The sequence below is a fragment of the Vibrio sp. SCSIO 43132 genome (assembly GCF_019904195.1).
Classification (GTDB): Bacteria; Pseudomonadota; Gammaproteobacteria; order Enterobacterales; family Vibrionaceae; genus Vibrio; species Vibrio nigripulchritudo.
In genome coordinates this window covers 465,568-479,783 of the sequence record NZ_CP063200.1, presented here as the reverse complement: position 1 = coordinate 479,783, position 14,216 = coordinate 465,568, and the positions used below count along the sequence as shown (strand labels likewise).

Annotated in this window: 10 protein-coding genes; 6 read left to right on the top strand and 4 right to left on the bottom strand. The window is 46.3% G+C overall.

Annotated elements, in window-relative coordinates; all coding sequences use genetic code 11:
* The first annotated feature begins 148 nt into the window (after positions 1-148).
* The 3 genes from INR79_RS20265 (at position 149) to prfH (ending at position 6,211) form a co-directional block, all read left to right on the top strand.
* The gene (locus tag INR79_RS20265; RefSeq protein WP_223099429.1) at positions 149-4,051 is read left to right on the top strand and encodes an amino acid adenylation domain-containing protein; all 3,903 of its coding nucleotides are present in this window, start codon (positions 149-151) and stop codon (positions 4,049-4,051) included.
* A 364-nt stretch (positions 4,052-4,415) separates the two neighbouring features.
* Positions 4,416-5,486 carry an RNA ligase RtcB family protein gene (locus INR79_RS20260; protein WP_262415449.1) on the top strand — a complete coding sequence of 357 codons (1,071 nt, stop codon included), beginning with the start codon at positions 4,416-4,418 and terminating at the stop codon, positions 5,484-5,486.
* 101 nt (positions 5,487-5,587) lie between these two features.
* Positions 5,588-6,211, top strand: coding sequence for a peptide chain release factor H (gene prfH, locus INR79_RS20255; protein WP_223099427.1), 624 nt, complete (start codon positions 5,588-5,590; stop codon positions 6,209-6,211).
* 56 nt (positions 6,212-6,267) lie between these two features.
* Here the strand turns inward: prfH and INR79_RS20250 are convergent, their stop codons facing one another.
* On the bottom strand, positions 6,268-7,845 hold the full coding sequence (locus INR79_RS20250) for a S8 family peptidase (protein ID WP_223099425.1): 1,578 nt from the start codon (positions 7,843-7,845) through the stop codon (positions 6,268-6,270).
* Positions 7,846-8,308: 463 nt separating this feature from the next.
* On the opposite strand from INR79_RS20250, the gene INR79_RS20245 reads away from it, so the two are divergent.
* Positions 8,309-9,250: a bile acid:sodium symporter family protein gene (locus INR79_RS20245; protein WP_223099423.1), complete on the top strand. Its 942-nt coding sequence runs from the start codon at positions 8,309-8,311 to the stop codon at positions 9,248-9,250.
* A 43-nt stretch (positions 9,251-9,293) separates the two neighbouring features.
* On the opposite strand, the gene INR79_RS20240 is transcribed toward INR79_RS20245, so the two are convergent.
* Together INR79_RS20240 and INR79_RS20235 are read right to left on the bottom strand one after the other, a co-directional pair.
* On the bottom strand, positions 9,294-10,715 hold the full coding sequence (locus tag INR79_RS20240; protein ID WP_223099411.1) for a sensor histidine kinase: 1,422 nt from the start codon (positions 10,713-10,715) through the stop codon (positions 9,294-9,296).
* A complete protein-coding gene (locus INR79_RS20235; protein ID WP_223099409.1) occupies positions 10,693-11,373 on the bottom strand; it encodes a response regulator transcription factor in 681 nt (226 codons plus the stop codon). The genes INR79_RS20240 and INR79_RS20235 overlap by 23 nt, the downstream gene beginning before the upstream one ends.
* A gap of 160 nt (positions 11,374-11,533) precedes the next feature.
* Here INR79_RS20235 and INR79_RS20230 point away from each other — a divergent pair, with 160 nt between their 5' ends.
* A complete protein-coding gene (locus INR79_RS20230; protein WP_223099407.1) occupies positions 11,534-12,031 on the top strand; it encodes a GlcG/HbpS family heme-binding protein in 498 nt (165 codons plus the stop codon).
* Positions 12,032-12,095: 64 nt separating this feature from the next.
* On the opposite strand, the gene INR79_RS20225 is transcribed toward INR79_RS20230, so the two are convergent.
* A complete protein-coding gene (locus INR79_RS20225; RefSeq protein WP_223099404.1) occupies positions 12,096-13,070 on the bottom strand; it encodes an alpha/beta hydrolase in 975 nt (324 codons plus the stop codon).
* A gap of 122 nt (positions 13,071-13,192) precedes the next feature.
* Here INR79_RS20225 and INR79_RS20220 point away from each other — a divergent pair, with 122 nt between their 5' ends.
* Positions 13,193-14,083 carry a LysR family transcriptional regulator gene (locus tag INR79_RS20220; RefSeq protein ID WP_022560732.1) on the top strand — a complete coding sequence of 297 codons (891 nt, stop codon included), beginning with the start codon at positions 13,193-13,195 and terminating at the stop codon, positions 14,081-14,083.
* Positions 14,084-14,216: the final 133 nt, after the last annotated feature.

Below are 14,216 nucleotides of genomic sequence, written 5' to 3'. Positions count from 1 at the left end.
TTCTTACCTGAGATACATGTACGGGTTATGTCAGTTTTTTATAAGATTTTATCTTTCATAAAAGATTCTCTTGTGTAAGTTTCTTTCATTATGTAGTTTCTCTGTAGGCCTTCCCACTGCGTTCATTAACAAAAGGAGCTTACTCAGAATGAACACAGCTATACCTAAATCCGTTCCCAACACAAACCTTATTGAAGACGATAACCTAACTTCCAGCGATCCTTGTTTACTGAGCATGCTGGAATCTCATGCACTCACTCATCCAGAAGACATCGCCGTTCAGGATCTTACCGCCTCTCACACATACGGTGAGTTCTTCCACCAGGTGGTTAAGAATGCAAATGGCTTGAGCAGCGCAATTGATGATCAAGTATCCTGCATTGGCTTGTACTTCAGTCCGTCCGCTGACATGGTTCTTGGCGCGTGGTCCATTCTCGCTTCAAATCGCGCGTATCTTCCCTTAGCCCTTGATTATCCAACCGAACGCCTCCGGTACATGGTGGAGGATTCTGGTATTCAGGTTGTACTGACCTCGGAACATCTAAAAGAGCAACTCACCTCCATCGTCACTGAAGGCATTAAGATTGTGACGCTAGAGGAACTCAATAACTTGCCGACAAGCAGTAAAACAAACGGCAAGACAGACGTGTCCAGTGAACGTCTGGCTTATGTTATTTACACGTCAGGAAGTTCGGGGAAACCTAAAGGTGTCATGGTTACGTACCAGAATATCTCCAATCAAATTGCATTTATGAAGAGTCAGTTTGGGTTCGACCGATCTGACCGAATCATTCAAAAAACGCCCTCCAGCTTTGATGCCGCCCAATGGGAAATTCTGGCACCCGCATACGGAAGTCGGTTAATTGTGGGACCCGAAGGATGCTACAAAGATCCGGATGCGATGCTCGAAACCATCATTGATGAAGAAATTACGGTATTGCAGTGTGTGCCCACATTATTACAGGCTCTGGTCGACCACCCGCTGTTTCCCGATTGCGAGTCTCTCAAGCAGGTGTTCAGCGGGGGAGAAATTCTCACCAGGAATCTGGCGAAGCAATTTTTCAATAAGATGCCAGATGCTTCGCTCACCAACCTGTATGGCCCCACCGAATGTACCGTTAACGCTTCCACCTTCACCCTCTCCCAAAGCTCAATCAACACATACCCAGATGCCATTTCCATAGGTAAACCCGTTGCCAATACCATGTATCACGTGCTCCGGGAAGACGGCGAACCAGCTCTGGTGAATGAAATTGGCGAGCTTCATATATCTGGGATTCAGGTATCTAATGGCTATCACAATCGCCCAGAGCTAACCGCCGAGAAATTCGTAAAAAACCCCAAAGCCTTTCTTCCCGGTCATGAAATTCTCTATAAAACCGGCGATCTCGTTAAACAGGACAACGACGGCAACACACACTTTATCGGGCGAGCAGACAGCCAGATAAAGCTTCGTGGATACCGTGTAGAGCTGGATGAAATTCGACTTGCGATTGAAAATCACAACTGGGTAAAAACCGCAGCAGTGGTGGTTAAGGATGATGCCCGTACGGGTCACCAAAACTTAGTTGCCTGCGTTGAACTTGATGAGACTCAGGCAGCATTGATGGATCAGGGCAATCACGACAGCCACCATCAATCTAAATCCAATAAGTTTCAGGTGAAGGCGCAGCTTTCAAACTCCGGAAGTCTTTCGCTTGAAGGTCGCAAACCTGAGCACATCTTCAACCTCTCGGGTAAAACCGCTTCGAAAGAACAAAGAGCCCGAGCATTTGGTCGGAAAACCTATCGCTTCTTCGAGTCCGATTCCAGAATCACGAAAGACACTCTGCTTAGTTTGCTAGAACATCAACCACCAGGGCCCTGTTCAATGAGTAATCAGAGTCGTATTTCTCTTGAAAACTTTGGCGTGCTTTTACGTAACTTTGGTCAGTTCCTCAGCGAAGAACGTCTATTACCAAAACATGCGTATGCGTCTCCGGGGGCGCTATACGCCACGCAAATGTATTTTGAATTGAGCGGCATGGAAGGGTTGCAACCCGGTGTTTACTACTACCACCCAGTTGAACATTGCCTGATCCACATTCGCGCGTTGCCAGAAGATTACGCTCCCTGCTTCAACATTCACTTCATCGGTAAACGTAGTGCCATCGAACATGTGTACAAAAACAATGTTCTGGAAGTCTTGGAGATGGAAACCGGGCACATGCTTGGTCTGTTTGATGAATTGCTGCCAGAGCACGCTCATTCGGTTTCCCAGAACCTCTCCGTTTCACGAGATACACTTCCAGAATGGTATGAAGGCGAGCGTAGCGACTACTATCTGGGGAGTTATCGTATTGAAAACCGCACTCCAAGTACCACATCCGATGCTGTTCAGATTTTGGTTCAGGCGCATGAAAATAAAGTCGAAGGATTGCCTGCGGGTCTTTATCGATACCGAGATGGCGACTTAGATTTCATGACCAATCGCGTCATCGAAAAAAGTGACGTAATCACCATCAATCAGAAGGTGTATGAGCGTTCAAGTTTTGGTATCAGCATGGTTTGCAACAGTGAAGACAAAGACAGCCATTACGTTCATCTTGGTCGCGCGCTTCACCGTTTCCAAAGCAACCACCAGCTACTGGGTATGATGTCTTCTGGCTACAGTTCCAAATCAGGAAATGATCTTCCTTCGGCATTAAAAATCCGTTCCATCGTGTCGGAATTCAACCTTCCAGTTGAAAGCTTCTACTTCTGTATTGGCGGTGCAGTCAGCCAGGAGCAGTATCAGAGCGAAGGCATGTACGAAGACAGTGTACACATGAAAGGCCCTGCTGAAATGCTGAAAGAAGAGTTAGAGCAACAACTGCCTAACTATATGATCCCCAACAAGGTACTGGTTCTTAATAACCTCCCTCAAACCGTGAATGGAAAAGTAGACCTTGCCGCACTCAACCAGTTGGACGCACTTAAAAGTCTGGACATCAATCGGGAGATGGTTCCGCTCTGTACTGAGGCTGAAAAGAAAATCGGCGATATCTGGTGCCGGGTGATGAAATGGGAATCGGTTTCCGCGCAGGATAACTTCTTCGAATCAGGAGGCAATTCACTGACGGCTGTGGCTCTGGTTAACCGCATTAACGGCAGCTTTGCCATAAAAATGCCTCTTCAGGTTCTGTTCGAAAAACCCACCATTGCGGATTTGGCAAAATGGGTTGAAGAAAATGGAAACAAGCAACATGAGAACGCTCGATTTATACGCCTCAGTAAAGGTTCCAAAGATCCTGTGTTTTGCTGGCCAGGATTAGGCGGTTACCCACTGAGCCTGAGATCGTTAGCCGACGGGCTGTTTACCGATCAATCCCTTATTGGAATACAGGCACTTGGGATCAATCAGGGTGAAGTTCCTCTGGCATCGGTGAAAGAGATGGCGGCGGAAGACATCAAACAAATCAAAGCACTGCAACCCAACGGACCTTATACACTCTGGGGCTATTCCTTTGGCGCACGTGTTGCGTTTGAAACCGCAGCGCAGCTAGAAGCTATGGGGGAAGAAGTCAAAGCTTTGTATTTACTGGCTCCGGGTGCACCCGTGACCCAAATGGAGAGAGAAAAAGCGTATTCTCATGAAGCACGATTTGATAATCCTGTGTTTCTCGCCATTTTGTTTTCGGTATTTGCACACCGGATTGAAGGAAAGCTGCTGGACCGCTGTCTGCAACTGTGCCGAACGGAAGACGACTTTGTTTCCTTTATATGCCAGAGATTTACCGAGCTTGAGGAAAGTCTGGTGAAACGAATCATTCGTGTTGTAGCCATGACTTACGGTTTCAGCTATCAGTTCGACGAACTGGCAAACCGGAAACTCAATACACCGGTTACGATTCTGAAAGCGCAGGGAGACCACTACTCGTTTCTTGAAAACTCGCCACCATTTAGCCAGCATCCACCGAAGATCATCGAACTGAATGTGGATCACTACCAAGTGTTAAAAGAGGCAGGAATTCAGGAGCTGAAACAGCTGCTCCAAAACGAACATGACTTGGAGGACGCACTCATCGCGTAGTCAATAGCTCAGTCAAGGTCATTTTCTTAACGAGGTTGCAGGTAGTCGGGATATGAGCCAAACCTGCTGCAACTTCAATTTGAGTTCACGTAACCCTTTACTTTGCTATCCAATCCAGCGAGTTAAGACGTTAAATTCCATTTGATTTCTGATTTTCTATTGATTACTATTCGCCCGCTTCACGAAGAAGCGATATTTTTCACAACAACTGCGGAGGAGAAACAACATGCTTAATCAATCTTTGTCCTTTGCAGGTCTTGCCCGCTAAGTAACGCTCTACACTTCTTTACGCTTACTTGTCGCCCGGTCAATCGACCTGCCAATACGTTATTCGTTTAAATCCTATTTTTAAGGAATTGGTATTATGGGCAAATCCGTCCAAATAATTACTGACTCTGTCACCCTAATTGCATCCGCAAACACATGGATTGAAGGGCTGGCAATACAACAACTCACCAAAACTTCTGAACTTAAAGGTGTACAAAAAGCCGCTGGAATGCCCGATTTGCATCCCGGTAGAGGCTACCCAATTGGCGCGGCATTTTTTACACAAGGGAAGATTTATCCTGCTTTAGTGGGCAATGACATTGGCTGCGGAATGTCTCTGTGGCAAACCGACATCAAAACCAACAAGGTCAATGTAGACAAACTTGCTAAAAAACTGGAACGGGTTGAAACGCCACTTGATGAGAGCTGGCAAGACGTTATTACTGAAAGAAAAAGCGAAAAAGCGATTCAGACCTCACTGTTTGATCGTGCATTGGGCACAATTGGTGGGGGTAATCACTTTGCTGAGTTTCAGTCAATTGATGCCGTATACAACCAAAACTCATTGGAGCAGCTTGGTCTGAATAAAAAGCAGTTGCTGCTTCTTGTTCATTCAGGCTCCAGGGGCTTTGGGCAATCGATATTAACCGAACACATCTCTCACTATAGCCATGACGGGCTAAATGAAAATGATGAGGCTTTTCAAGGCTATCTTTCACAACACGATGAAGCGGTTCGCTGGGCAGAACTGAACCGGGAGCTCATCGCTCGAAGGTTTCTGGAAGCCACTCGTTCAGACGGGCATAACGTACTGGATGTGAACCACAATCTGGTCAGCCGAAAATCAATTAACGGAGTGAACGGCTGGATCCATCGAAAAGGAGCAACTCCTAGCGATCAAGGTTATGTGGTTATCCCGGGTTCTCGTGGTGATTTCAGCTATCTGGTTAAACCTAAAGAACAAAATGCAGAACATTGCGATAACGTTCTTGCCAGCCTGTTCTCTCTAGCTCATGGCGCTGGCAGAAAGTGGAAACGTGGGGAGTGTAAAGGTCGCTTGGGAAGTAAGTACAAGCGAGAGGATCTGTATCGCACAGTATTGGGCAGCCGGGTTATTTGCGGCAACAAAGAGTTACTTTTTGATGAAGCTCCTCAAGCCTACAAATAGTGCGAAACCATCATCTCTGATTTGGTAGATGCCAACCTAGTTGAAGTGGTGGCAAGGTTAAGACCGGTTCTTACGTTCAAAACTCACGGAGACTGCCGATCATGATTTTGCTTCAACTTACCGCTGGGCAAGGTCCGACAGAGTGTTGTCTGGCAGTGAAACTTGCCGTCAGACATATTGAAAAGCAATGCGGGAATCAAGGCATACGGATGGATGTGCTTGATTTGGTTCCTGGCAGCAAAAACGAGGGTTACAAGTCGGTTTTACTGCAGCTCGAATCGAAACAACCGAAAGTGGCACAGGCGTTTGCTCAGCAATGGCAAGGAAGTATCTTGTGGGTATGCAAAAGCCCAGTTCGTCCGAGACACAAACGCAAGAACTGGTTTATCAGTGGTCAGGTGTACGACGTTTCTGAATCGAGCTTCGATCAGGAAGTGTGTTTTCAGACCTGTAGGGCATCGGGTTCTGGTGGTCAGCATATCAATACTACCGACTCAGCAGTTCGAGCCACTCACGTTGAGACTGGTCTGTCCGTTAGAGTCGAAAGTGAGCGAAGCCAGCACAGCAACAAACGATTCGCCAGAGTTCTTTTATTCCAGAAACTGGAACAAATGAAAGAATCGGAAATGTCAGTACAAGAAAAGCAGCGTTGGCAACAGCACTGGGAGGTAGAGCGGGGAAACCCAGTTCAAACCTTTAAAGGTGAGTCTTTCCGACCAGTATAAAACTGCATAAAAATAATAAGGCAGGTCTCTGAGACCTGCCTTTTTAGCGACTGTACTTAGTAGCTGGCTTTCAGGGTTATACCGCTCGACGCAGAGTAACCATTCAGCATGATGTAGTAGCGACCGTTCTTAGTCGTCGGTACTGTGCAGGTTTCACTGTTACCCCAGCGGTATGGGCGGCAATCCCAAGTATTGGTTGTTGGCTGCGCACCAAATCTGGTGTAGAGGTCTGCGTCACCAGAACCACCACTGATTGTCACCGACAAGCTTCTGCCCGCAGGTACATCGATGTAGTAGTGTTTCTTCTCACCACGACTTACCGCGATACCTGTTTCAGCCTGACCATTTTTCAGTTGACCGTCTCCCGGATTAGGGCAGTTAGTATCGCATCCGCTGCCTACCTGACTGTAAACAAGTTTGTTCACAGAACCTTTGGTATCGCTGACTTTACCGACACTTGCACGATTACTGATAAGTGCAGAAACCTGAGCAGGAGAAAGTGCGCCGTTTTCTTGCAGGTAAAGCGCCGCTACACCTGCTACATGTGGAGTAGCCATTGATGTGCCGCTGATGGTTTTGTAGCTACCGTCGAACCAGGCAGACTTGATGCTGGAACCTGGCGCAAATACGTCAACACAGCTACCCCAGTTAGAAAAGCTGGAACGGCTGTCGCTGCTGGTCGTAGACCCAACGGTCACACCACTTGGCTCACGAGCAGGTGATGAGCTACAAGCATCCGCATTAGAGTTACCTGCCGCCAGCATAAAGCTCACACCAGACTGAACGGCATTGGCAACCGCACGATCAAGCGCAGTTGATACACCTCCGCCCAAGCTCATGTTAGCGACTGAAGGACCCGAGGCATTGGCAGCCACCCAGTCAACACCCGCAATAACACCAGAAGTTGAACCGTTACCTGTACAACCCAAGACTCGGACACCTACGATGTTGACGTTTTTCGCCACACCATACTGAGTACCACCAATGGTTCCCGCTACGTGTGTTCCGTGACCGTTACAGTCAGTGGAATCAGCGTCGTTGTCGACAAAGTCATAACCCGATACAGCACGACCGCCGAATTCTGGGTGAGTAGTGGTGACACCGGTATCGATTACATAAGCGGTAACACCTGTGCCGTCGAAGTTGTAGTTGTAGTTGCGGTTAAGTGGCAGGTCACGCTGGTCAATTCGATCCAGACCCCAGATTGCGTTGCTCTGGTTGGCGTTAGCCGAAACAACCGGGTCGATGGAAATGATGCGATCCTGCTCGATAAATTCTACACGCTGATCCGCACGCAGCGAACGAAGTTGCTCGGCATTTAGCGTTGCGACAAAACCACTGATTGAGCGATCGAATACCTTCTCAATTTTCACCGCTTGCTCAGTTTCCAGGCTAGAAACTGTTTGCTGCGTGAAAGTCTGAATGGATTCAGGGTTGCTCGCCAATGTCAGAGGCTGTTTCAGTACCACAATGTACTGACCTTCCACGCCTTGGCTTTCCGGTGCAGAAACCAGAGGAGCCAGTGTTTGACCCTCCGCTGTAAATCCTTGTACTTCATTTTGTTGTGCCTGACTTGACGTTGAGATCACCGCAAACGAAGCAGCGATACAGCAACTTAGTACTTTCCTTAACATACTAATTATCCTGTGAATATTCTTAAAATATTGAAATTCAGCCTACTACGTACATCAAGCTCGTTCTTGTGAGTGCCATAGGTATATGGTCTTTTTAACTTGCTCTAAAAAGCTATGCGTGAATGCGATGAGTTGCACTTTTGGGATGAGGTGGAAAAGATGAATTTGAGACGATTTCTGACAATCGAGAGCTGAATTTTCGGTCCGTTTCTTTCTGAATGAGACAATAATGCCAAATGAAACATTTTACTTAACACAACCAAATTCACATGCTATTGAACGAATAATTGATAGTTAACCAAAATTACCAACTGGTTTTTATTCATTAACTGGATTTTTACACTTAAGAGAAACCTTAGTTTTTGACCAGTTTTAAACACCAAGCTACCTAAAACGCTTGTACATACCGACACATTTGATGGATTATCAAACACACCAATGAATCCATTCTCATATATTCATCATGCTTAAAACAATCATCAACTGGTTCCCACTGTGGGCGATCTTAGGATCCGCGGCGGCATATATTCAACCAGACATATTCGTTCCTCTGAAAAGCCAAATCGTTCCACTGCTTATGATCATCATGTTATCGATGGGCTTAACGCTGAGAATCGCAGACTTTAAGCGCCTTTCTTCATACCTGAAAGCCGTAGGTGTAGGGGTATTTCTTCAATTTTCTATTATGCCTCTTGCCGCCCTTCTGATTGCAATGGCGTTTGGTATGAATGAAGCACTGACTATCGGTATGGTGTTGGTGGGCAGTGTCGCAGGAGGAACTGCGTCCAATGTGATTTGTTACCTCGCTAAAGGGAACGTTGCACTTTCTATTACCATGACAGCAATCTCCACTTTGCTAGGCGTGGTCATGACACCGTTTTTAGTGGATCTCTTTTTGGGAGTCAGCGTTGATGTTCCCGTCATGCAAATGGTGATGAGCCTTGTGAAGATTGTGCTGATTCCCGTGAGCATCGGCGTATTCGTCAACCACTTTTTCAGTAAACCCATTGAGCGTATTAGCCCTGTGCTACCGCTGATTTCTATGGCAGCCATTGTGTTGGCGATTGCAATTATCGTGGCACTGAACCGCGATCAAATTGCCAATATTGGTGCATGGGTCTTCTTTGCGGTGGTGCTTCACAACAGTATTGGTTTGATTGCTGGCTACGGTTTATGCCGTGTCTTAGGATTCGATAAAACCATCTGCAAAACCATTGCTATTGAAGTCGGGTTGCAAAACTCCGGTCTGGCGACCGCTCTTGCGCTGAAGTTCTTCACACCGCTATCTGCGTTGCCAGCAGGGATTTTCTCCATTTGGCACAACTTGTCCGGTTCGGTACTGGCGTATTTCTGGTCGAAAGAAGAGGATAAAGACAAGCCATTTCAGGAACAAAAATCTTTATAAATGAATAGCCTTTATATGAGCCAGTGGGTAACCACTGGCTTTTTTATACCGTGACTCTCTTCAATCCAACCTTAAAACAGCTGCCCTGCCCCAGTGTGGATTCAACCGAGATTGAACCGTTAATGCTGTCTACCATCGCTTTGGTCAGCGACAACCCTAACCCATATCCGGGCGTTAAATTACGGCTTTCATCCACCCGAAACAGGCGCTTGAAAATCAACTCATGGTATTCGGGGTCAATACCAATACCCGTGTCTTTAATAGCAATCAGGTAATCACCTTGGTGGACTGAGGTGGAAAGAGTCACCGAGCCACCTTCCGGCGTGTATTTCAATGCATTGTCTAGCACATTGACAATAATCTGAGTCAGCTTGTAAGCATCGGCTTCCACAAAGTGGCTGTCTGCCAGTTCCAGATTCAGGTGAATACCATTTACCTCTGCAATGTCTTCGTACCAGCCCGCGACTCGGCTCATCATTACATTCGGGTCGATCTTTTCTAGTCGAGTAGGCTTCTTGCCTGTCAGCTCGTCATTCAGTTTCATCAAAGCGGTCAGAAGATTATTGGCTTGAGTGGAGTTTTCTGCGCAATCACTCAACGCCTGAGTTAAATCCGCATTGGCTTTAGAAAGGTGTTCTGGAGAATGATTTTCAGCTGGCAGCGACAAGGCTTTTTCTGCCGTCAGGTGAATGCGAGTGAGGGGTGTGCGGAGATCGTGTGCAATGGCATCTAACGTTCTGTCTAAGGTGGTGATACAAGTTGTCAGCTTACCCAGCATATTGTGGACACTGCTATAAAGCAGAGCAAAACCGCCATTGGCTTGCGAAACCTGAGTTTGAGAAATTTCGTTTAGATTACCTTCATCCAGACGCTGAATGTCTTCAGCCAGATGAGACAATGGCAGCAGCGTTTTGGATAACAGCCTATGAACCAACACCGCAGTGATGAGCGCAAGTAAAACCACAGACAGGCAGGTAATCAGCCAGTTCTTGAACGCAGACGCATAGCGGGAATCCAAATCCACAACCAGCCGGAAGACATGCACCTTTCCTTGCAGTTGAATGGCCAGATGCGGCTGCGATAAGAAATAGAAAAATCCCTGATCCTCCCAATCCATTATCGCTTTATCCAGCCCCATCACAGGAAACTCATCACCCGCAAAGTAGCTGAGCACACCAGATTTATCTGATAAGTAGACCGAAATATGATTTTCAAACAAACGCTGCTGATTGGATTCGATAACGTGGATCAGCTTTTCATCGGATTCGTAGGTCAGTATGCGCTGATATTCAGTGGAAAGACTGTGGAGGTATTTCTTTTCTTCTTTGTAGGAATCGAAGAAAAACACAATGCCAATCAGCAACAAGATCACCACTAAACCGCCAAACAGCAGAGCCATAAACTGTGCAAGCAGCTGCTTTTTAGCTTGCTGAAGTGCCAACTCAATATTCTGTTTTGAGGACATAACCCACTCCCCGAATAGTATGAATCAGCGACTGGTCAAAGCCTTTGTCTAGCTTGGCACGAAGTCGGCACACCAACACGTCGACTACATTGGTTTGCGGATCAAACTGATACCCCCAGACCGATTCCAGAATGCTGGTTTTCGAGAGCACCACTTCCGGGTTCTGAAGAAGCAGATATGCCAACGCGTATTCCCGCTGGTTGAGTGCGATGGTTTTGCCGCCCCGAACCAGCTCTCGTTTCAGTGGGTTCAATTCTACATCCAGATATTTCAAGGTAGTATTTGGCGTTGAAGAAACAGACATTCGTCGTAGCAATGCCTGGCAGCGTACCAGCAATTCACTGAATGCAAATGGCTTAACAAGATAGTCATCCGCACCACATTTGATTCCCTGTACTCTCTCTTCAACCGAGTGCTTTGCGCTAAGGATAATCACCGGGATCGAATGCCCTTCCCCGCGCAATTCAGAGAGGATCTGAAACCCATCTTTGCCCGGCAACATGATATCGAGAATCAGAATATCGAACGGCTCACTCTTCGCCAGATGTACACCATCCAAACCATTGGCAGTATGGGTCACGCTGTAGCCTTCTTGTTCCAAACCCTGAATGACAAAGTCAGCAATAAAGCTGTCGTCTTCAATGAGCAACACTCTCACACAGATTTCCTTTTTACTTGTCCTACAGGTCAAATTTTAACAGCTTTTCTGCGGATAAATTGAACATTACCAGTTTGTAATGTTGGTGAAAGTATTCGGTAATTCGACCTTATTTAAGATGGCTCCATCAAAACAGACATCCAATAACAAGGAGATACCCATGACAATGAAACACACCTTATTTGCTGCTGCGTTTGCTGTTACCGGTCTGATGAGCACCAATGTTTCCGCATCTGAAAACAAGACCGTGAATGTCGTTAATATTGCTTCACAAACCGCATTTCAGCTGGCGCTAGAATCCGTAAACCAATGCCATTCCCAAGGCTACCGAGTAAGTACCACTGTGGTTGATACCGCGGGTCGTGTAGTAGCTCAACTGCGTGCTGACAACGCCGGGACTCATACGCTGGAAAGCTCACGTAAAAAAGCGTTTACGGCAGTAAGCATGAAGCAGCCTACCGCAAACCTGATGAAGACCATCTCTGAAAAACCAATTTTGCAACCGCTAAAAGATATGGATGACAACCTGTTGCTGCTTGCAGGTGGCATTCCACTCAAAGTGAATAATCAAATCATTGGTGCGATTGGTGTAGGCGGCGCTCCGGGTGGTCACCTGGATGTAGCATGCGCGGAAGCTGCTATTAAAAAAGTGCTTTAATCGATATAAAAAAGCACTCTCTATTGAGAGTGCTTTGCATTAGATTCTATGATTTTTCTATTTCTTATTGAGTGACACGTTCGATAAACTCGACCATCCGCTGCTCTATTGGCTTACGTAAACCATCACCGGACAGAGCCACCGAGCCAGCAGGATAGAAATGGCTTGCGCCGGGGATCCATGAGTAGGAATAGTCAACACCCACATTATTGTAATGCTCTAAAAGATCCGGAGTACCGATGAAGGTCGCTGGCAAATCGTACTGACCCTGAAACATCAGAATTGGGCTCACTTCTTCTCCATCTTTGACGGTTTTCTTAATATCGAACCCAATCTCTGCTGTACCTAACATCATCACGCCCGCTACAGGTTCCTGCATACCATGCCCGACATTTAGGCTGGTAATTGCCCCTGCAGAAAAGCCACCTAACACAATTTTATCTGGGTCAATGTTGTATTCACTGGCGTTGTCTTTCACGAAACGAACGGCACTACGCAAGTCTTCTGCCGCTGAGAGTACGGTATTTTCGAGTATCTCTACATCAGCTTGTTTGTTGAAGTCGAGTGCTGGCAGCTCCATAAGAGAGCGAACAATGTTCACCTGACCTTGCATGTTGGGGACGGCATCCATATTCAGCATGTCTTCACTGTATCCTTCACGAGTTGGGACTGGTTGTTCCGGAGCCACTCGATAGTCAATGGTAAAGCAGGCATGACCACGTTTTACGAACGTCTCACAATACTCTTTCATTGAAGTCGTTTGAGCGCCTTCCATTAAATAAGGGTTGTGTGGGTGACCTCGATGGTATGCACCACCAAAAGTCATAAAAATAGCCTCAGTCGGTTCAGCCTGAACATTTTCAGGTAGATACACGTCCATCCATAGATCTCTTGGTTGCACTTCACCGTTTAGCGTAACGTCACCCTGCCCATAAATAACACCTTCAATAACCTTGTAATCATTAGCCACCGCAACGCTAGAAAAACCCACACATGCAGACATCAAAACGGCAAAAGAAACCTTGTTAAACTTGAACATAAGCACCTCACTTAAGGAAATTGTTTGTTAGCTCATTTGCTATATGTTCAATATACCGCTCAAATAAACTATGATATAACCACTTTTGTTGGGCTTTCCCATCCATAAATTGAATATAGGCAATGTTTACACGAGATCAGATAGTGAGCTTTTGCGCGGTATATGAATGTGGTTCTTACAGCGCTGCAGCGAGGCGTATCGGAAGAGATCGCTCAACAGTACGTGAGCATGTGACGATTCTTGAAGACAGTATCGGGGTTGATCTGTTTGACATTGAGGGGCGCAGCGCAGTCCCGACAAACGCAGCTAAACAACTTTACCCCAGAGGTGCAGCCATTTCCCGACAAATAGAGGAATTCGAAAAAGCGGCACTGAACTCCTTTGATCAGGAGATACTCGTCCTCAATATCTATCACGACGCAATGATTCCCTCTTCTCTTATTGCTCATATAGAGAGAAACATTCGCCAACAGTACCCACAAACCCAACTCAACTGGTTACACCGAAGCCGTCAAGAAGCGATGGAAGATTTGATAAGCGGACAAGCGCACCTTGCATTAATGCCGATAAAAATGATGGTTCGTCCAGACAAAGAAGTGAATTTTATCAATCTGGGACGGGTTCCTTTGTCCATTTATGTTGGTGCGAACAGCCCGTTGACAAAACGTTCTGACGTGAGAATCACAGACCTTCAAATTGAAAAGCAGTACATATTAGAAAACCACTCTGATACTGGGCTGCAGGGAGCTAAAGTTTCTCCAAACTCAAGCATAGTCAGCAATAACGACGTCGTCATAGAGCTACTTAAGCACAATGGCTGGGCAGCTTTGCCTGATGAGCTGGCGACACCTTTTTGCCAACTAGGGCATATTTCTAAGATCGACTGTTTTGAGGTAGCCAGTACAATTAACTACAACATTTGCGTATTCTTCTCTCCATCTCTGGAGCATAACGAGATCATTGCTTATGCGCTTGGAGAAATCAGAAAGTACTCTCAAAGTGCATTCGTTTAGGAAAAATATCTGTGGTCTTATCGATATTGAAAAACACTTTAATCGACTGAATTTAAATAACAATATGGGAGGCGTAGCCTCCTTTTTTGTTTGTTTCACCAGTAAAAGACAGAGTACTTTTAAGCTGAAAAGT